The organism is Humibacter sp., from assembly GCF_051954055.1.
Classification (GTDB): domain Bacteria; phylum Actinomycetota; class Actinomycetes; order Actinomycetales; family Microbacteriaceae; genus Humibacter.
On record NZ_JBQCIE010000110.1, the window covers coordinates 1 to 17,838 of the forward strand.

The 17,838-nt window shown below is 67.6% G+C and carries 15 protein-coding genes; 9 read left to right on the plus strand and 6 right to left on the minus strand.

The genetic code is table 11. The features are described 5' to 3' along the window. Window positions 1-233: 233 nt before the first annotated feature. The 3 genes from ACTHNC_RS14135 to ACTHNC_RS14145 all read right to left on the minus strand — a co-directional run bounded on the left by ACTHNC_RS14135 (window position 234) and on the right by ACTHNC_RS14145 (window position 4,361). Window positions 234-1,664 carry a DUF222 domain-containing protein gene (locus ACTHNC_RS14135; protein WP_440295250.1) on the minus strand — a complete coding sequence of 477 codons (1,431 nt, stop codon included), beginning with the start codon at window positions 1,662-1,664 and terminating at the stop codon, window positions 234-236. Between the two features lie 125 nt (window positions 1,665-1,789). Then, complete coding sequence (locus tag ACTHNC_RS14140) at window positions 1,790-3,649, minus strand: glycoside hydrolase family 15 protein (RefSeq protein WP_440295251.1); 1,860 nt, start codon at window positions 3,647-3,649, stop codon at window positions 1,790-1,792. A gap of 151 nt (window positions 3,650-3,800) precedes the next feature. Then, window positions 3,801-4,361, minus strand: coding sequence for an NUDIX hydrolase (locus ACTHNC_RS14145; protein ID WP_440295252.1), 561 nt, complete (start codon window positions 4,359-4,361; stop codon window positions 3,801-3,803). A gap of 94 nt (window positions 4,362-4,455) precedes the next feature. Between ACTHNC_RS14145 and ACTHNC_RS14150 the strand changes: the two genes are divergently transcribed. From ACTHNC_RS14150 to ACTHNC_RS14180, 7 genes are all read left to right on the plus strand, one after another. Beyond that, the gene (locus tag ACTHNC_RS14150; RefSeq protein ID WP_440295253.1) at window positions 4,456-4,920 is read left to right on the plus strand and encodes a hypothetical protein; all 465 of its coding nucleotides are present in this window, start codon (window positions 4,456-4,458) and stop codon (window positions 4,918-4,920) included. A 203-nt stretch (window positions 4,921-5,123) separates the two neighbouring features. Then, entirely contained in the window at window positions 5,124-6,992 is a 1,869-nt protein-coding gene (dnaK, locus tag ACTHNC_RS14155; RefSeq protein ID WP_440295254.1) for a molecular chaperone DnaK, read from the plus strand. Window positions 6,993-6,994: 2 nt separating this feature from the next. Beyond that, window positions 6,995-7,705, plus strand: coding sequence for a nucleotide exchange factor GrpE (locus ACTHNC_RS14160; protein ID WP_440295255.1), 711 nt, complete (start codon window positions 6,995-6,997; stop codon window positions 7,703-7,705). Window positions 7,706-7,835: 130 nt separating this feature from the next. After that, window positions 7,836-8,834: a DnaJ C-terminal domain-containing protein gene (locus ACTHNC_RS14165; protein WP_440295256.1), complete on the plus strand. Its 999-nt coding sequence runs from the start codon at window positions 7,836-7,838 to the stop codon at window positions 8,832-8,834. Window positions 8,835-8,848: 14 nt separating this feature from the next. Then, a complete protein-coding gene (locus tag ACTHNC_RS14170; protein ID WP_440295257.1) occupies window positions 8,849-9,271 on the plus strand; it encodes a heat shock protein transcriptional repressor HspR in 423 nt (140 codons plus the stop codon). Between the two features lie 48 nt (window positions 9,272-9,319). After that, a complete protein-coding gene (locus tag ACTHNC_RS14175) occupies window positions 9,320-10,012 on the plus strand; it encodes an SGNH/GDSL hydrolase family protein (RefSeq protein ID WP_440295258.1) in 693 nt (230 codons plus the stop codon). 110 nt (window positions 10,013-10,122) lie between these two features. Beyond that, window positions 10,123-10,785 (plus strand): SGNH/GDSL hydrolase family protein, encoded by a 663-nt coding sequence (locus ACTHNC_RS14180; RefSeq protein ID WP_440295259.1) that lies wholly within the window; start codon window positions 10,123-10,125, stop codon window positions 10,783-10,785. A 98-nt stretch (window positions 10,786-10,883) separates the two neighbouring features. Here ACTHNC_RS14180 and ACTHNC_RS14185 read toward each other — a convergent pair whose 3' ends face one another. The 3 genes from ACTHNC_RS14185 to ACTHNC_RS14195 all read right to left on the minus strand — a co-directional run bounded on the left by ACTHNC_RS14185 (window position 10,884) and on the right by ACTHNC_RS14195 (window position 15,574). After that, window positions 10,884-13,388 carry a polysaccharide lyase 8 family protein gene (locus ACTHNC_RS14185; protein WP_440295260.1) on the minus strand — a complete coding sequence of 835 codons (2,505 nt, stop codon included), beginning with the start codon at window positions 13,386-13,388 and terminating at the stop codon, window positions 10,884-10,886. Between the two features lie 36 nt (window positions 13,389-13,424). Then, complete coding sequence (locus ACTHNC_RS14190; protein WP_440295261.1) at window positions 13,425-14,510, minus strand: LacI family DNA-binding transcriptional regulator; 1,086 nt, start codon at window positions 14,508-14,510, stop codon at window positions 13,425-13,427. Window positions 14,511-14,578: 68 nt separating this feature from the next. Then, window positions 14,579-15,574 (minus strand): hydroxyacid dehydrogenase, encoded by a 996-nt coding sequence (locus ACTHNC_RS14195; RefSeq protein ID WP_440295262.1) that lies wholly within the window; start codon window positions 15,572-15,574, stop codon window positions 14,579-14,581. A 288-nt stretch (window positions 15,575-15,862) separates the two neighbouring features. Here ACTHNC_RS14195 and ACTHNC_RS14200 point away from each other — a divergent pair, with 288 nt between their 5' ends. Together ACTHNC_RS14200 and ACTHNC_RS14205 are read left to right on the plus strand one after the other, a co-directional pair. After that, a complete protein-coding gene (locus tag ACTHNC_RS14200) occupies window positions 15,863-16,897 on the plus strand; it encodes an ABC transporter permease (protein ID WP_440295263.1) in 1,035 nt (344 codons plus the stop codon). 82 nt (window positions 16,898-16,979) lie between these two features. Continuing rightward, window positions 16,980-17,837 carry a carbohydrate ABC transporter permease gene (locus ACTHNC_RS14205; RefSeq protein ID WP_440295275.1) on the plus strand — a complete coding sequence of 286 codons (858 nt, stop codon included), beginning with the start codon at window positions 16,980-16,982 and terminating at the stop codon, window positions 17,835-17,837. Window position 17,838 lies beyond the last annotated feature (1 nt).

Consider the following 17,838-nt stretch of genomic DNA (forward strand, 5'->3'; position numbering starts at 1 on the left):
TCCGACCTCGGCCGCCTACGCCAAACTGACCGACATGAACGAGCTGGCCAAGAAGTACAGCGACCACGTCACCACGTTCGGATACCTGGATGCCGGTACAGAGTCGCTCGCGAACGCCGCGACCGCGACGACGCGCTACCCCTCCCGCGGGTTGTTGTAGCGCTCGCTCACAGGGTTAGCCAGAGGGCTGTGCGAAGAGTTGGGCGCGCGTCGATGTCGGGCCTCGCGGATGGTCAGGTACCAGCTGATGGGTCGGGCGCGCGTGCGGGTCGCGCGGTTCGCTTTCGGCCCGGGTGTCCGCGTGTTTTGGTGGCGCGTCGCCAGACCCGGTGTGGGTCGATCCAGATCGGTGGGCGCACATAGGGCACCCCGTTGCGCATCTGGATCTCCCAGCCGGAGGTCTCCAGGGTGCGGTGATGGAACCAGCAGAGCAAAGCCCCGTTGTCCGTGTGCGTTGGGCCGCCGTTGGCGTGCTCGGTGACGTGGTGGATCTCGCACCATCCGGCGGGGATCCCGCAGCCCGAGATCACACACCCGCCGTCGCGGAGGGTGATGCCGCGGCGTTGTTGCGGGGTGAAGCACCGTTCCGGCGCCCCCAACCCGATCAGCCTGCCGTCAGGGGTGAAGTACCCGTTCTGGATGCCCCCAGTGCAGGCGAACTGTCGCGCCGCCGTGATGGAGAGAGGCTCCTCGACACCGTCCACCCAGGCGGCACCGACACCGGAGGCGAGTTCCTCCGCGGTGACGGACACGAGCAGAGTGGGGGACGCACCACCGAGGGTGGGGGTTTCAGCGGATCGGGCGGCGGTGTCCAGGATCGCCATCAGGATGTCGTGCCGCTGCTGCCCCGCACTGCGGCAGTCACCGTTGAGTTCCGCGTCCAGACGTTCCTGATCGGTGAGGAACACACCGGTGGTCTTCGGGGACAGGTACGCATCCAACACCCGTTCCAGTTTCCCGACCAGTTCCGGGATCGCGTCCAACCGGTACCGGGTCAGGTCGCCACGTTTCCCGATCTTGGTGAACCCGCGCTCGGCCATGGCACGCGCCTCCCGGGGTTGCGCACCGTCGGGATCCAACACGACCTGCCATTGGATGGCCTGGATCCGGGTCTGGTCCGCGGTGAACGGCACCACCGGTTCACCCGTCGCCTCGTCGAACCCGAGCGCGGAGGCCACCAACGACCTCTCTGCCTCCTCGAGCATGCCCGGTTCGGCACGACCGGTCACCGCCGCAAGCGCGGTGGCGATCACCTGAGCGGTGTCGAACCCGAGCCGCCCCTGACCTACCGCCTCAGCCACGACCGGCAGTCTCGCCGGCAGCACCTCCCCGGTGATCGCTTCACGCACGCGCAGCGCGGCACCTAGTTTGCTGCGCTGCACCGCCGTGCGCTCGGTCACCTGGGTGACCCGGGCAATCAGTTCGTACGGGGTGCGGCATCCCTTCTTCGCGGACAACCGTTCCGTGCCCAACGACGGCCGGGAACGTTCAGCGACCTCGGCCGCCGCCGCGACCCGGAGCGCGTCCACCGTCCGACCGAGCTCCTCGACCTGCGCCATCGTTGCCAGCAGGTCATCATCCGACAGGCCAGGAACGCTCGTGACGGGCACCCGCGCCCTGGCGGCAGCAACCGCCGCGGCCAGGTGTTCGGTGATCTCGTCCATACCCAAAGACAACACCACACCACCGGCATTCCAGATGTCCCGGAAACCACTCCTGACCAGGCCTGTTGATAACCACACAAGACACGCACCCGGGGACGGAAAGACGCCGCAGGCAGCGGCACACCTCAGTTCAGCGTCAGCAGCCGCGCTCGCTCCTGCTCGTTGATGCGCACCATCGGACGGTCGCCGAGCTGGGCATTCAGGTTCACAGCAGCGTTGATCAGCGCGAGGTGGCTGAACGCCTGCGGGAAGTTGCCGAGGTGCTCGCCACGCCTGCCCAGCTCTTCGCCGTAGAGACCGAGGTGATTGGCGTAGCTGAACATCTTCTCCAGGGTCCACCTGGCCTGCTCGACCATTCCGGACTGCGCGAGCGCCTCCACGTACCAGAACGTGCAGATCGAGAACGTGCCCTCGTCGCCGGCGAGACCGTCGGGAGACGCGGACGGGTTGTATCGGTAGAGCAGGCTGTCGGAGACGAGCTCGTCCCGGATCGCCGCCAGTGTCGACCGCCAGCGCGGGTCGTGCGGCGACAGGAAACCGCTCGTGGGCATCACGAGCAGCGACGCGTCGAGCACGTCAGAGCCATAGTGCTGCACGAACGCCTTGCGCTCGGCGTTCCAGCCGCGGCTCATGATCTGGCGATAGACGGCATCCCGCTGCTCCGTCCAGTCCGAGACGGCACCTGGCCAGCCATGATCGTTGCTCATGCGGATCGCCCGGTCGAACGCGACCCAGCTCATCAGGCGGCTGTACGTGTGGTCCCGCGCGCCGCCGCGACTCTCCCAGATGCCCTCGTCCGGCCGGTCCCAATTGCTGCCGAGCCAGTCGACCATGCGGGCGATGCCCTCCCAGTCGGTGTTGTCGATGCTCGCTCCCGCGCGATCGGCCAGCGCGAGGCATCCGACCACCTCGCCGTAGACATCCAACTGCAGCTGGTCGGCGGCACCGTTGCCGATGCGCACAGGGCGCGAGTGCCGGTACCCGGCCAGATGGTCGAGCTCCTCCTCGACGAGATCGGATGTCCCGTCCACGCGGTACATGATCTTGAGCGGTCCGGATGCGTCGCCCTCGTGCTCCTTGACGCGATCCGAGATCCAGCGGGTGAACGCCTGCGCCTCGTCGGTGTAGCCCAGCCCGAGCAGCGACTGCACCGAGAACGACGAGTCGCGTACCCACGAGTACCGGTAGTCCCAGTTGCGCTCGCCGCCGATCTGTTCCGGCAGCCCAGCGGTCGGGGCGGCAACGAGCCCGCCCGTCGGCGCGTACGTCATGAGCTTCAGCGTCATAGCCGAGCGCATCACCTGCTCGCGCCAGCGCCCGCGATACGAGGACGCGTTCACCCAGGTGCGCCAGAAACGTCCGGTGTGCTCCAGCGTGTCGAACGACACACGCGGGTCGATCCGACCCGGCGTGGCATCCGCACCCGAGCGCAGGATCAGTGCTCGCGCCTGCCCCGCCGAGAGATCGCACTCACCGCATGCCGCTCCGTCGTGCGCCTGCAGTGGGATGCCCGTGCTCAGGCTGAGGCGCAGCCCTGGCGTCTCGAAGACCGCACCCGCCTCGTCCACGTGCAGGTCGTGCCGCGCACGCCCGTAGTCGAACCGGGGTGCGCACTCGATCTCGAATCGCATGCTTCCGCGCACGACGTGCACCACGCGCACCAGTTCGTGACGTGAAGTCGCCTGCTGCGGATCATCCGGAAGCGGCATGAAGTCGACGATCTCGCCGACGCCGTCATCCGACATGAACCGGGTGATCAGGATGGCTGTGTCTGGCATGTAGAGCTGTCGCGTCACGAAGTCGCCGTCCACCGGCCGCACCCGGAAGTGGCCGCCCTTCTCGCGATCCAGCAGCGACGCGAAGACAGTGGGCGAATCGAACCTCGGACAGCAGTACCAGTCGATCTCGCCCTCGTGCGACACGAGCGCCGCCGTCTGCAGATCGCCGATCAGACCGTGCTCTTCGATCGGTGCATACCCGTTCACGATTCCCCCCGCCCCCCGACGTGATGGTGGTTCCACGCTATGGTCGCGACGCGGGCTTGTCCACGTTCGCCGGTTCGGGCCGCCGCCTAGTGTGCGGTGCGAAAGAGTGGACGCCTGATGCCGCCGGATGCGCGAAAAACGGCACGAAGCGTCACCAATTCAGCGGTGTGGGCTTCTCGAGTGTGGATCGAGCCGCGTGCAGAGCCCGCCGCATGCGCTCGCCGAGGCCGCCCGCGGAGTCGGCCGGCAGCGCGTCCACGGGGAACCAGGCCACGTCCTCGCTCTCGTCGCTGACCACGACCGGCGTTGCGGGATCCACGACGGCCACGAACCCGATGTCCCAGTGCGCAGAGCACGCGAAACCGGAGCCGAGCTCGTGCCGGTGGACGTCGACGATCGCATCCGTCAGCAGCTCGAGATCCTGGATGCCCGACTCCTCCCGCGCCTCCCGCACGGCCGCATCCGCGACGGTGGCGTCCTGCGGCTCGAGGTGGCCGCCGAACTGCACCCAGAAGCCGCCCCTGCGGTGAAAGCACAGAAGCGTTCGCTCGAGGTCGGGCGAGAACACGAAGCACGACGCGGTCACGTGCTCAGGGCCGCCCTCGCGTCGAAGCGCCGCATCACCGTTCGCCGTGACGAATCGCAGGTACGCGTCGCGGGCATCCGACTCTTCGAACGCGGTCAGGCGGGCGAGCAGGTCGTCGTGGATCACGCTTTCGATACTGGCAGTCGCACCTCAGTCCCGGCGAGCAGCGGAATCCTTGTCAACGGGTTCACGCGCTCCGCTGGCCGAGTGGACTGGAGGGATGTCCACTCGGCGCAAATTCCTGTCGATCGCACCTCTCGCCCTCGTCGCGCTCCTCCTCGCCGGCTGCAATCCGACACCGAAGGACATGGCGGGCACCGAGCCCGCGTCGCCCTCGGGCGGAACACCACTGAACGCTCCGACCGACTCCGGAACGCCCGGGCCGTCGAACACCGCGCAGGCGAGCGGATGCTTCGTGGAGTTCTACGACAGCGACGACCTGAGCACGTCGAAGGACCACTTCACGCTGTCCAAGCCCGGCCGCTACCAGAACCTGGCGCACCTCCCTGGTTCCCGGCAGGACTGGACCGGCGAGGTCGGCAGCATGCGGGTCGGACCGAAGGCGACGGTCACGATCTGGACCGACACCGGGTTCTCCGGTCAGTCGCTGGAGCTGCAGTCCGGCAGCAAGCATCCGGCGCTCGACCCGCAGCCGTCGTCGCTGAAGCTGACGTGCCGCGGATGAGCCGGATCCCGGAATACATCGCCGACATCGGGAGTTGATACAAGTGCACTCAACTTTTCGGAGCTCAGCTTGACACGGCATTCAGGTCTGACATAAGTTGAGTCAGCGAGACTCAAGTCTTCATCGGCTTCGGTCGCGGGCGCAGAAGGCGCCGGACCACAAGGGTGCACGACGTGTGCGCCCGAGGAAGGGAAACACAACACATGTCACGTGCAGTAGGTATCGACCTCGGAACGACGAACTCCGTCGTCTCCGTGCTCGAGGGTGGCGAGCCCGTCGTCATCGCCAACGCGGAGGGATTCCGCACCACCCCGTCGGTGGTGGCATTCACCAAGGATGGCGAGGTGCTGGTCGGCGAGACCGCCAAGCGCCAGGCCGTCACGAACGTCGACCGCACGATCACGTCGGTCAAGCGCCACATGGGCACCGACTGGAAGAAGGAGATCGACGGCAAGAACTACACGCCGCAGGAGATCTCCGCGCGCATTCTGCAGAAGCTGAAGCGCGACGCCGAGCAGTACCTCGGCGACTCGGTGTCGGATGCCGTCATCACCGTTCCCGCGTACTTCAACGACGCGGAGCGCCAGGCCACCAAGGAGGCCGGTGAGATCGCCGGACTCAACGTGCTGCGCATCATCAACGAGCCGACCGCTGCCGCTCTGGCCTACGGCCTCGACAAGGGCAAGGAAGACGAGCTCATCCTGGTCTTCGACCTCGGTGGCGGAACGTTCGACGTCTCGCTGCTCGAGGTGGGCAAGGACGACGACTTCTCCACGATCCAGGTGCGCGCGACCGCCGGCGACAACCGCCTCGGCGGCGACGACTGGGACCAGCGCATCGTCGAGTGGCTGATCAAGAAGTTCAAGGACACCACCGGCGTGGATGTCTCGGGCGACAAGATCGCGCTCCAGCGACTCAAGGAAGCCGCGGAGCAGGCGAAGAAGGAGCTCTCCAGCTCGATGTCGACGAGCATCCAGCTGCCCTACCTGTCGCTGACCGAGAACGGGCCGGCGAACCTCGACGAGACACTCACCCGCGCCCAATTCGAGCAGATGACCTCCGACCTGCTCGACCGCACGAAGAAGCCGTTCCAGGACGTCATCAAGGAGGCCGGCATCAAGGTCTCCGACATCGCGCACGTCGTGCTGGTCGGCGGTTCCACCCGCATGCCCGCCGTGTCGGAGCTCGTGAAGCAGGAGACCGGCGGCAAGGAGCCCAACAAGGGCGTCAACCCCGATGAGGTCGTGGCCGTCGGTGCTGCTCTGCAGGCCGGTGTGCTGAAGGGCGAGCGCAAGGACGTTCTGCTCATCGACGTCACCCCGCTGAGCCTCGGCATCGAGACCAAGGGCGGCATCATGACCAAGCTCATCGAGCGCAACACGGCAATCCCGACCAAGCGCAGCGAGACGTTCACGACCGCGGATGACAACCAGCCGTCGGTCGCGATCCAGGTGTTCCAGGGCGAGCGCGAGTTCACCCGCGACAACAAGCCGCTCGGCACGTTCGAGCTGACCGGCATCGCACCGGCGCCGCGGGGCATCCCGCAGGTCGAGGTCACCTTCGACATCGACGCGAACGGCATCGTGCACGTGTCCGCGAAGGACAAGGGCACCGGCAAGGAGCAGTCGATGACGATCACCGGTGGCTCCTCACTGCCGAAGGACGACATCGAGCGCATGGTGCGTGAGGCCGAGGAGCACGCCGCCGAGGACAAGAAGCGTCGCGAGTCCGCCGAGGTGCGCAACAGCGCCGAGCAGATGGTCTACTCGATCGAGAAGCTCATCAAGGACAACGACGACAAGCTGCCGGCGGACGTGAAGACCGACGTGCAGGGCGACGTGGATGCCCTCAAGTCCGCTCTCGCAGGTGACGACGACGACGCGGTGAAGGCCGCGCACGACAAGCTCACGGCCAGCCAGCAGAAGCTGGGCGAGGCGATCTACCAGGCGGCGCAGTCCGCGGGTGAGCAGGGCGACCCGAACGTGGCCGACCCGGGCAACGGCGAGGTTCCGAACCCCGACGAGGACGTGGTCGACGCCGAGGTCGTCGACGACGAGGACGAGAAGAAGTAGCCATGGCGAAGAACGACGAATCGAACGAGCACGAGGAGCCGGTCGTCCGCGACAAGCGACGCATCGACCCCGAGACGGGCGAGGTTCGTCGGCCGGACGGCGAGGGGGCGGGGCCCACGGGTTCCGCTCCCGACCCTTCGACGGGCTCAGGACAACGCCCTTCGACGGGTTCCGCTCCCGACCTCGAGCACGAGCAGGTGATCGACACCGGTGAGGGCTACGAGGGTCCGGATGTCGAGACATCCCTCTCCGACGCCGACCTGGACTTCCTTTCCGGGCAGTCCGGTGCCGAGGAACTCGCCGCAGAGCGGCTCGCCGACCTTCAGCGAGTGACCGCGGAGTACGCGAACTACCGCAAGCGCACCGAGGCGAATCGCGAGGTCGAGCGGGAGCGTGCCGTCGCCGACACGGCGAAGGCGATCCTGCCCGTGCTCGACGACCTGGACCGTGCCGAGAAGCACGGCGACCTCGAGGGCGACACCGCGTTCGCCACGATCGCCGGCAAGCTCCGGGCGGCGGCGACCGAGAAGCTCGGACTGCAGGCCTTCGGTGCTGCGGGAGAGCCGTTCGACCACAACGTGCACGAGGCGATCTTCCAGCAGCCGTCGGCCGACGTGACCGAGCCGACCATCCTCGACGTCGTCGAGGTCGGCTACACGCTCGGTTCGACACTCGTGCGTGCGGCCAAGGTGGTCGTCGCGGTCCCGCAGTAGCTTCCGCATTCCATTCAGGTCGCATTTTTCGTCGCTTTCGAGCCCAGATGGCGACTAAAACTGCGACCTGAACCGATGAGACGCAGCCGCTCACAACAGAACACGTAAGAACACAGAAAGGAGGTGCCGGGTGGCCAGTCAGGACTGGTTCGACAAGGACTTCTACAAGGTGCTCGGCGTCTCCAAAGACGTTTCGCAGTCCGAGCTGAAGAAGATCTACCGCAAGCTCGCGCGCCAGTACCACCCGGACTCCAACCCGGGCGACGCCAAGGCTGAGGCGAAGTTCAAGGAGATCAGCGAGGCGTACTCCGTGCTCTCCGACGACGAGCAGCGCAAGGAGTACGACCAGATCCGGGCCATGGGCTCCGGTGCCAGGTTCACGGCCCCGGGAGGCGGCGCGGGCGCCGGCGGATTCGAGGACGTCTTCGGCGGCATGTTCAACCAGGGCGGCCGCGGGCAGTCCTATACGTTCCAGCAGGGCGGTGCCGACTACGACGACCTGCTCGGCGGTCTTTTCGGCAGCGGACGCTTCGGTCAGTCGACCGGCGGCTTCCGTGGCTACGGCGGCCCGACTCGTGGACAGGATGTCTCGGCATCCACCACCATCGACTTCCAGACCGCTGTGACCGGTGAGACCGTGCACCTCACGGTGGACGGTGAGACCGTGAAGGTGCGCATCCCTGCCGGGGTGAGCGACAAGCAGCGCATCCGCGTGCCGGGCAAGGGGCGCCCGTCACCGGACGGCGGCGAGCGCGGTGACCTGTATCTCACGGTGACCGTGCGCCGGCATCCGGTGTTCGAGCGCGAGGGTCTGAACCTGCGCGTCACGGTGCCGGTGACGTTCGCGGAGGCGACGCTCGGCGCCACGATCGAGGTCCCGACGCTCGACGGCGCAACGGTGCGGCTCAAGGTGGCGCCCGGAACGCCGAGCGGCAGGGTGCTGCGCGTGAAGGGCAGGGGCGTCGTCTCGAAGAAGGCGACGGGCGACCTGCTCGCCGAGGTGCAGGTGGTCGTGCCATCGCATCTGAGCAAGCAGGGCGAGGATGCCCTCAAGGCGTTCGACGCGACACTGCCCGACGAGAATCCGCGCGAGGAGCTGCTCGCGAAGGCGCGAGCCGCGGCGCGATGAAGAGGTGAGCGGTGATGGTGGAACTGGATGAGACGACACCCGTCTTCGCGATCACCGCTGCCGCCGAGCTTGCCGGCATGCATCCGCAGACGTTGAGGCAGTATGACCGGCTCGGGCTGGTGAGTCCGCGGCGCACGGCCGGACGATCGCGCCGCTACTCGATGCGCGACGTCGTGCAGCTGCGGGAGGTCGCCAGGCTCGGTTCGGAGGGCGTGAGCCTGGAGGGCATTCGGCGCATCCTCGAGCTCGAGAACCAGGTGAACCGACTGGGCGCGCGGGTGCGCGAGCTGGAGAGCGCGCTCGCCGACGAGATGCTGAACCGCCCGGGTCGGCGGGTGTTCGCCGCCGGGTCGGAGGGCGAGGTCGTCTCGCTTCGCGCGGGAACCCGCGTGCGGCGCAGCAATCAGGTGGTCGTGTGGCGTCCGCTCGACCGGTGAGGTGTGCCCGTGCAGCGCGGCGAAACTTCGAGTCGTAGCGTCGGCGTCATGACACGGATGCCCGCTGGCGCCGCCGCTCTCGGTGTGAGCGCCGCCGCACTCGTGCTGGGCGGCGCGGCCCTCGTGATCGCAACCGTTCTCTCGGCGAACGTGCACAGGCATCCGATCGCCGCGGATCAGCCGGCGGATGCCACCACCGTCGTCGCCGTCGGCGACTCGATCATGGACGGCAACGGGCTCGATCCGGACCAGGCGTGGCCCAAGGTGATCGCCGGCTACAACGGCTGGCACATGGTCAATCTCGCGACCAACGGAGCGGGCTTCGTCACCCAGGGCAACAACGGCTCGATCTTCGCCGACCAGGTGAAGGAGGCGGTGCAGCTCGACCCGTCGATGGTGGTCATCTCGGGCAGCAGCAACGACCTGGGCGTCTCGGAGTCCGACGTGCAGCAGTCGATGATCAGCGCCATGGACATGCTGCGGCACGACCTTCCGCACACCACGATCGTCGCGGTGAGCCCGGTGTGGAACGAGAACGAGCCGCCGGCGCAACTGGATGAGATCAACGACGACATGGAGGCGGCGGTCAAGTCGGTGCACGGCGTGTACCTCGACATCGGCCGACCGCTGCTCGGCAAGCCCGGGTACATGCAGTCCGACGACGTGCATCCGACAGCCGATGGACAGCTCGTCATCGCCGCCGCCGTCGAGGAGCGGATGCGCGCGGCCCATCTCGTCTAAAGCGGGTTCCGCCGGTTGAGCTCGTCGAAACCAGCCGGACGAGCCGGTTCATAGGAACCTCATCGCCAGGTCTGGCCGACCGCAACAACTCGATTCGTAACCTGATCGTTATGAACCTGAAGCGGCTGATCCCGCCGGCGCTGGCCATGGCCTCTGTCGCCGTGGCAGTCGTCGGGTACCTCACGGTCGGCGCTCCGGCCGCCGCGGCGTCCGCGGGACGTTCGACGGCTGTCGCGATCGGGGACTCGATCATGGACGGCCACAACCTGCAGCCCGACCAGGCGTGGCCCGCGATCATCGCGCACGACGACGACTGGTCGCTCACCAACCTCGCCGCCGACGGAGACGGCTTCGTCACTGTCGGCAACGACGGGACCACGTTCCTGCAGCAGGTGCGCGAGACCATCTCGTTGCATCCTCAGGTCGTGGTGCTCTCCGCCAGCAGCAACGACCTGGGCGTGCCGGAGCCCGAGGTGAGGTCCGCCATGGTCGAGGCCGTCGACGAGTTGCACGCGGCGCTGCCGAAGGCGCAGATCATCGGCTTCAGCGCGATCTGGAACGAGAACGACTCGCCGCCGCAGCTCGATCAGATGGGAACGGACCTGAGGGCCGCGGTCTCCGCCGTCGGCGGGACGTACCTCGACATCGGGAACCCGCTGAAGGACCGGCCGGACCTGATGCAGGGCGGCGATGTGCATCCCACAGCGGCCGGTCAGCTCACGATCGCGGCCGCCGTGCAGTCCGCGCTGGCGAAGGCCGGCCTGGTCTCGTAACGTCGACCCGCCATGGTGTCGACGAACCACCCGGCAACCAGCGTCGGTTCGATGGTGGTTCGTCGAGACACCGGCGGATCGACGAGGCTGGGCCGGGCTCAGCGCTTGAGGACGATCTGCTGCGCGTGACCGTGCCCGTCGAGGGCGAACCGGAGCGTGAGCGGGCCCGTTCCGACCAGGGAGGCACCGGCATCGGCCTGGCTCACCGTGAAGCTGCCTGAGTCGGGCAGCACGAGTGTCGCGCTCGACTGTGTGCGGCTCGGATCGGCCAGCGCGACCGTGATCGTGTCGCCGTTGCGGTGCACGCCGACCGAGCACGGCCCGCTCACCTGCATGCCCTGCACCGGTGAACCGGGCACCCCGTAGAAGTTCGCGAGCGTGACACCCGAGCCGTCGTGCGCGATCGCCTGCGCGGCGGCATTGTTCGCCAGCACCGTCACCGGCTTCTGCGCCTCGGTCGCGAACGTCGTGCTGTGTTCCGCGCCTGGCAGCAGGTAGTAGGCGTATCCGCCCGAGGCCGGGTCGACGCCGTGCGGATGCGTGAGGGTCACGTAGTCGCGCTGCTTCACGTCGGTCGTTCCGCCGGTGTCCGATCCCGAGTTGATCGCGTTCCACGTGCCCTGCCGGCTGACCACCTGCACCTGCGGGGTGCCCGAGACGCCCTCGGCGTCGAGCAGCACGACGCCCGCGTAGCCCTCGATGTGCAGGCTGCGGATCACCGGAAGAGGCGACTGGCCGGGCTGCATCCGCGTGTTCGCGTGGTCCACGCGCAGCACCGGCGCCTTGCCAACCGCGAACGACCGGTTCTCGACCGTCGTGAAGACGCCGTGTCCTCCGGTTCCCGCGATGCCTGCCCCGAGGCACACGATGCCGTCGTCGAGGAAGAACCATGACTTCTTGCCCGACAGGGTCTTGTCGAAGTTCAGGTGGTCCATGCCCTGGATGCCCCAGCGCGACTCGAGCGCGAGCCCTCCGGCGAAGGCCTGGAAAGCGCGAGGGATGCCTGTGCCCGCGCCACCGGCGCCTGACGTCCTCACCTCATCGTTCACGGTCGTGCCCGGCAGCCGGTACGGGTCGACGGTGGGCCAGAAGTCGGCGCTGTACTGCGACGGATCGACACCGGGCAGGTAGACGAACAGCATGCCGTCGCCCTGGTACCAGCCGAGGTTGTTCTCGTTGTTGCCCCACTCGTACCGCCCGATGCGCTTGGACGAGACGTTCACGACCGACGACCAGGACCCGCGATGGTGCACGAGCCTGTCCTGGTCGCCGAACGCCTGCGTGACGACGGGAGCGGGAGCGGGCTGCACCGAGGCATCCGTCGCCACCCCCGAGACCAGCAGGGCCTGAGCGATCGTGAGCTTCGGCACGGCGACGAGGTTCACGTCGGTGCACTGCTCGAGCCATCCCTTCGCCAGCGACAGGAAGGTGGACTGGTACGGCTGCGGTGCTCCGGATGCCAGCAGCAGCGTGCTCGCGACGAGCGTCGCGCCGTCGACGTAGTCCGGCTCGTTCTGCCGCGAGACCGCACGGCCGCGCACGGTGTCCATGATGCGGCCGCCGACGACGAACGGCTGGAACGACTTCTGGATCGAGTCGAGGAACACGCTCTGGTTCGGGTCGGTGACCGCCCACGCGCTTCCGCCGAGCAGGGCGAGGATGGCGGCCACGCCGGAGAGCGTGACCGTGCCGTACGTTCCGACGTAGGGCAGGTAGGTGTGCTGGATGAACGACCCATCCCGGTAGAACCCGTCGCCCGAGGTGACGTAGGTGAAGAGGCTGTTCCTGCCGCCGCCTGCGACATCGCTGAGGGCATCCCGTGCCATCGCGACCTCGTCGGGACGGTTGTCGAGGATGCCCCGCAGCGCCGTGTTCAGCGCCTTGTCGCTGCGGTTGGCGCCGGTCTCGGCGAAGCTCGTGCCGCGGCCACGGTAGTTCGGGTTCGGCGCGAAGTACCGGGCGGCGGCGAGCAGGTTGGTGCGCACGTCGGCGGGCACCTTGTCGTAGAGCAGAACGAGCGAGTCGCCGACCTGGCGCGGCCCGCCGATCTCCCAGAACCACCAGTTGCCCGCCGCGGCCTTGCCCGCAACGTACTGGTGCACGCTCATCCACGTCAGCGCCGAGACGAGGTCGGCGGCGAGCTTGTCGTCGCCGTACTGGTCGGTGCCCTGGGTGGCCCACGCCTCGGCGAGGCTCGTGATCCGGTCGAATGTGACGCCCATGTTGCCCGTGGCGGTGGAGGCGCTGATGCCCAGCATCGGCAGGTCGGGCCAGATGCCCGGTGCGCCAGCGGCGAGCGTTATCGCCTGCCAGGAGGAGGCGGCGTCTGTCGAGATCTGCTTGAGGCTGTCCGCCAGCGCCGGCACGTTCGCCGCGTTCCCGGAGCCGACGAGCATCGTCGCGCGCCGTTGGATCAGGTCGGAGAGCACCGCGTCGGCTGCTGTCGCGTCTGTGTGCGCCGTCTCGGCCGACGCTCTCAGCACTCCGGTCCCCGTGCCGATCGCGGTCGCCGCCAGCGCCCCGGCGCCGGCGAGCATGAGCACGCTGCGGCGGGAGAGCACGAACCCGTTCTTCGCAGGCTCTGCGGACTCGCTGTTGTGCATCGTTTCTCCTCCTTGAGATGTGGTGGTGGACGTTCGTTACTGTGCGCGCGGCGGCGCGACCGACTCGCGCACCACGACGTGTGTGCCGACGATGACCTCGTTCGCGGCGTGCCGGCCGAAGGCATCCTCGTGCCGCATCGCGATGCGCACCGACTCGCGGCCCATCTCCTCCAGCGGCACGTGCACGGTGGTGAGCTTGGGACGCAACTCGAACGACTGCGGGATGTCGTCGTATCCGACCAGCGAGACGTCGTCGGGAACACGGATGCCCGCCTCGGTCAGCGCTTCCAGCGCGCCGGCGGCGACGAGGTCGTTCGCCGCGAACACGGCCGTGTACTCCAGCTCGGACTTCAGGATCTGCTGCATGTGCGTGTAGCCGAACTGACGGCCGAACGCGCCCTCGTGCACCAGCTCGTCGGTGGGCTCGATGCCGCGAGCGATCAGCGCCCTGCGGTAGCCCTGGAGGCGCGAGGTGGTCGTGGAGAGGCCGGGAGGGCCGCCGAGGTAGAGAATGCGCCGGTGCCCCTGCGCGATGAGGTGCTCGGTGAGTGCGAACGCCCCGCCCTCGTTGTCGTAGCCCACCATCTTGGTCGGCACCGACTCGCCCAGCGACGGGCGCCCGCACAGTACCAGCACCGAACCGACGTCGGCCAGTGCACGTGCGCGGTCGGCCATCTTGCGGCGCAGCCCCTCGTCGTGCATCGCCCCGCCGACCACGATCACGGCGTCCGCCCGCTGCTCACGCATGCGGTCGATGAGCTCGAGCTCCTGGTCGCGGCTGCTGCGCGCGGCGGCGACGATGCAGAGCCGGTCGTTGAGAGCGGCCTCCTGCTCGACACCCCGAACGATGTAGGAGAAGAACGGATCGACCACGTCGTTGACGATGATGCCGACGGTGCGGGTGGCGGCGTTCGCGAGCGCTCTGGCGTGCGCGTTGGCCGTGTACCGCAGTTCTGCGACGGCCTGCAGCACCCTGTCGCGCGTGGCCTTCGCCACCGGATAGTTGCCGTTCAGCACCCGGGAGACAGTCGCCGTCGACACCTCGGCGCGCTGCGCGACATCGTCGATCGTGGGCATCCTGCTCGCCGGGCTCCTGCCCCGCGTCGCTTCCTCGGTGCTCATGCGTCTCCCCGCCTTGTCGTCGTCCCCAGCATGGCCCAGGTCCTCATGCGCCATCCCGTCAGCATGGCCTACGCGATCCTCGCCAGGTCGGCGTGGCGGATCTCATGCTGCAGCGGCGCGCCGAACACCAGCCGCTCGATCTCGTCGACGGCCAGGTCGCCGAGTCGCACCACCTCGTTTCCGAGCGCGCCGGCGATGTGCGGCGTGAGCGTGACGTTCGGCAGCTCGTACAGGGGCGAGTCCTCGGGAAGCGGCTCGGGATCCGTCACATCGAGGTAGGCATCCAGTCGCCCGGAGACGAGCTGGGCGGTGAGCGCCACCGTGTCGATCAGCTGCCCGCGGGCCGTGTTGATGACGACGGCGCCGTCGTGCAGCAGCGCCAGCTGCCGTTCCCCGATCAATCCGCGGGTCTCCGCAGTCAGTGGCGCGTGCAGGCTCAGCACGTCGCTTCGGCGGCAGAGGTCGTCGAGCGTGGTGAGCTCGATCCCCAGAGCGGATGCCTCCGCATGCGGCAGGTACGGGTCGCTCACCAGGATGCGTACGTCGATGTTGCGCAGCAGGCGCACCACTTCGCGCCCGACCCGCGACGCGCCGACCAGGCCGATCGTGACGCCGCTTGCGCCGATCGGCGGCATACCCGTCGCGTCCCTGGCGGAGTGCGTCTCGCGCAGCCGCGCGGAGAAACGGCCGGCTCGCTTCAGGCCGAACACGATCGACGCGAACGTGAACTCGGCGACCGGGATCGCGTTCGCCGCAGCGCAGCTGGAGACGCGGATGCCGCGCAGCAGCACGTCCTCGGACAGGAACGTCTTCACCGTCCCGGCCGAGTGCACGATCGCGTGCAGGTTCGGGGCTGCGTCGATGACCTTTCCGTCCACGCGCGGCGGGTTCCAGCCGGTGATCATGATGCGCGCCTTCGCCAGCGCTGCTCGGGATGCCGGCGAGTCGAACTCGACGATCGGTCGCGATCCGATGAGCTCGACCGCGCGCTCCAGCCGGGCGAGGGCACGGGTGGAGAACACCTCGGCGAGCGACGCCTCGCTCATCGCAAGAATCGCCGGCATTCGGGCGCCCTCGTCCATCTTCGGTTCGTCCTCTCCGAGCCACGTAGTAATCGCTTACTGTAATCGAACTACCTATCGGATGCGCAAGTCTCGGCCGACATTCCGCGAGAATGCGCGTAACGAGCACGATTCTGGCAAATTCGCCCCTCTCGTTGACAGCACGAAAGGCGTCAGGTACTTTCATCCGAAAGAAACCGCTTACTATCGGTGTCGGGTACCTGGCGCCGAGCAGGCGGCCAAGCGAACCAACGACGCTTCCTTTTTGGAGCTCTCGGATAGGGAACCCGAATGAGCAGCTACAGCCAGTCCGTTGCGGACGACGGCACGCGATCCGAAACCGCGCGCCCGGCCGCCGAGGACCGTGCTTCGCGGCGCGTGCGCGAGCGTGCTGCCCGACCCGCCGTGCGTAAGAAGACTCTGTGGCAGCGGATCAAGCGCGACAAGGTGATGCTGCTGCTGATCGCGCCCGGCTTCATCTACTTCGTGCTGTTCCACTACCTGCCGCTACCGGGCAACATCATCGCGTTCGAGAACTACCAGCCCTATCTCGGCTTCATCAACAGCTCGTGGGCGGGGTTCGACAACTTCCTCTCGATCTTCGCCGACGCCACCTTCTGGCAGGCACTGCGCAACACGCTGGTGATCACCTCGTTGCAGCTCGTGCTGTTCTTCCCGGTGCCGATCATGCTGGCGCTGCTGCTCAACAGCATCGTGTCGGGCAAGGTGCGCAAGTTCGTGCAGAGCGTCGTCTACCTGCCGCACTTCCTCGGCTGGGTGATCATCGTCTCGATCTTCAGCCAGGTGCTGGGAGCATCCGGAGTCGTGCCGAACCTGCTGCACATGCTCGGGCTGCCGCAATGGGATGCCATGACCACGCCGTGGTTCTTCCCCTTCCTCGTCACCGTCCAGGAGATCTGGAAAGACACCGGGTGGGGCACGATCATCTTCCTCGCGGCGCTGATGAACATCGACCAGGAGCTGTACGAGGCGGCCGCGGTCGACGGGGCGGGCCCGTGGACGCGGCTGTGGAAGATCACCATTCCCGGGATCATGCCCGTGATCATCCTGCTGTTCATCCTCAACCTCGGCAGCATCCTGTCGGTCGGCTTCGAGCAGATCGTGCTCCAGCGCAACAACGTCGGGCCCGGCGCGGGCGAGGTGCTCGACACGTGGGTCTACTTCCACGGCATCCAGGACGGCCAATGGGGGCCCGCCGCCGCCGTCGGTCTCGTCAAGGGCGTCGTCGGGCTCGCGCTCGTGCTCGGCGCGAACAAGGTCGCCCACTGGTTCGGGCAGGAAGGGGTCTACTCCAGTGGCAAGTGAGACACCGGCAGTGCAGCCCGTACGAACCGCGCGCACGCCGCGCCCGCCGCGCAAGAGCAGCGTGGATGCCCGCCCCACCTGGATGGAGAAGCCCTCGGCCATCGGCCGGGTCGGCAAGGTGATCGCCATCGTCGTGATCGCCGTGCTGACCATCTACCCGTTCCTGACGGTGATCTCCACCAGCCTGTCGGACAGCACCGACATCGCGAACGCGAACGGACTCGTGCTGTTCCCGCTGCATCCCACCCTCGCCGCGTACCAGACGATCTTCGCCGGCGGTGTCGTCACCGCGGCCCTGCTGCGCAGCATCGTCATCACCGTCGTCGGCACCATCCTGTCCCTGGCCGCCACCGTCGGCATGGCCTACGGGCTCTCGCGCCGCGACCTCGTGTTCGGCAAGTTCATCCTGCTCGTCGCCCTGTTCACCATGCTGTTCAGCCCCGGGATCATCCCGAGCTTCCTCATGGTCAAGCAGCTCGGCCTGCTCGACAGCTACGCGTCGCTGATCCTTCCGGTGCTGATCTCCGCGTTCAACCTCGTGGTCGTGCGCTCGTTCTTCATGAACCTGCCGCAGGAGCTCTTCGAGGCGGCACGGATCGACGGTGCAGGCGACTTCCGCATCCTCACCACGGTCGTGCTGCCGCTGTCCAAGGGCGTGCTCGCCGTCGTCGGACTGTTCTACGCGGTCGCGTACTGGAACGCGTTCTTCAACGCGATGCTCTACCTCAACAGCGACAAGTGGCCGCTCGCGATGATCCTCCGCCAGTACGTGCTGCTCGGCTCACCGCTGAACACCGCCACCGCCGGCGAGATCTCCGCACCGTCGCAGGCCATTCAGATGGCCGTCGTCGTGATCAGCCTCGTCCCGATCCTGCTCGTCTACCCGTTCCTGCAGAAGTACTTCACCAAGGGCGTCCTCACCGGCGCCGTCAAGGGCTGAC

Bases quoted from the DNA above. Each gene is read 5' to 3' on its own strand.
- ACTHNC_RS14180 (WP_440295259.1), top strand. From the start codon at position 10,123: ATGAACCTGAAGCGGCTGATCCCGCCGGCGCTGGCCATGGCCTCTGTC.
- dnaK (WP_440295254.1), top strand. From the start codon at position 5,124: ATGTCACGTGCAGTAGGTATCGACCTCGGAACGACGAACTCCGTCGTC.
- ACTHNC_RS14175 (WP_440295258.1), top strand. From the start codon at position 9,320: ATGACACGGATGCCCGCTGGCGCCGCCGCTCTCGGTGTGAGCGCCGCC.
- ACTHNC_RS14200 (WP_440295263.1), top strand. From the start codon at position 15,863: ATGAGCAGCTACAGCCAGTCCGTTGCGGACGACGGCACGCGATCCGAA.
- ACTHNC_RS14205 (WP_440295275.1), top strand. From the start codon at position 16,980: ATGGAGAAGCCCTCGGCCATCGGCCGGGTCGGCAAGGTGATCGCCATC.
- ACTHNC_RS14170 (WP_440295257.1), top strand. From the start codon at position 8,849: ATGGTGGAACTGGATGAGACGACACCCGTCTTCGCGATCACCGCTGCC.
- ACTHNC_RS14195 (WP_440295262.1), bottom strand. From the start codon at position 15,574: ATGCCGGCGATTCTTGCGATGAGCGAGGCGTCGCTCGCCGAGGTGTTC.
- ACTHNC_RS14185 (WP_440295260.1), bottom strand. From the start codon at position 13,388: ATGCACAACAGCGAGTCCGCAGAGCCTGCGAAGAACGGGTTCGTGCTC.
- ACTHNC_RS14135 (WP_440295250.1), bottom strand. From the start codon at position 1,664: ATGGACGAGATCACCGAACACCTGGCCGCGGCGGTTGCTGCCGCCAGG.
- ACTHNC_RS14150 (WP_440295253.1), top strand. From the start codon at position 4,456: ATGTCCACTCGGCGCAAATTCCTGTCGATCGCACCTCTCGCCCTCGTC.
- ACTHNC_RS14160 (WP_440295255.1), top strand. From the start codon at position 6,995: ATGGCGAAGAACGACGAATCGAACGAGCACGAGGAGCCGGTCGTCCGC.
- ACTHNC_RS14190 (WP_440295261.1), bottom strand. From the start codon at position 14,510: ATGAGCACCGAGGAAGCGACGCGGGGCAGGAGCCCGGCGAGCAGGATG.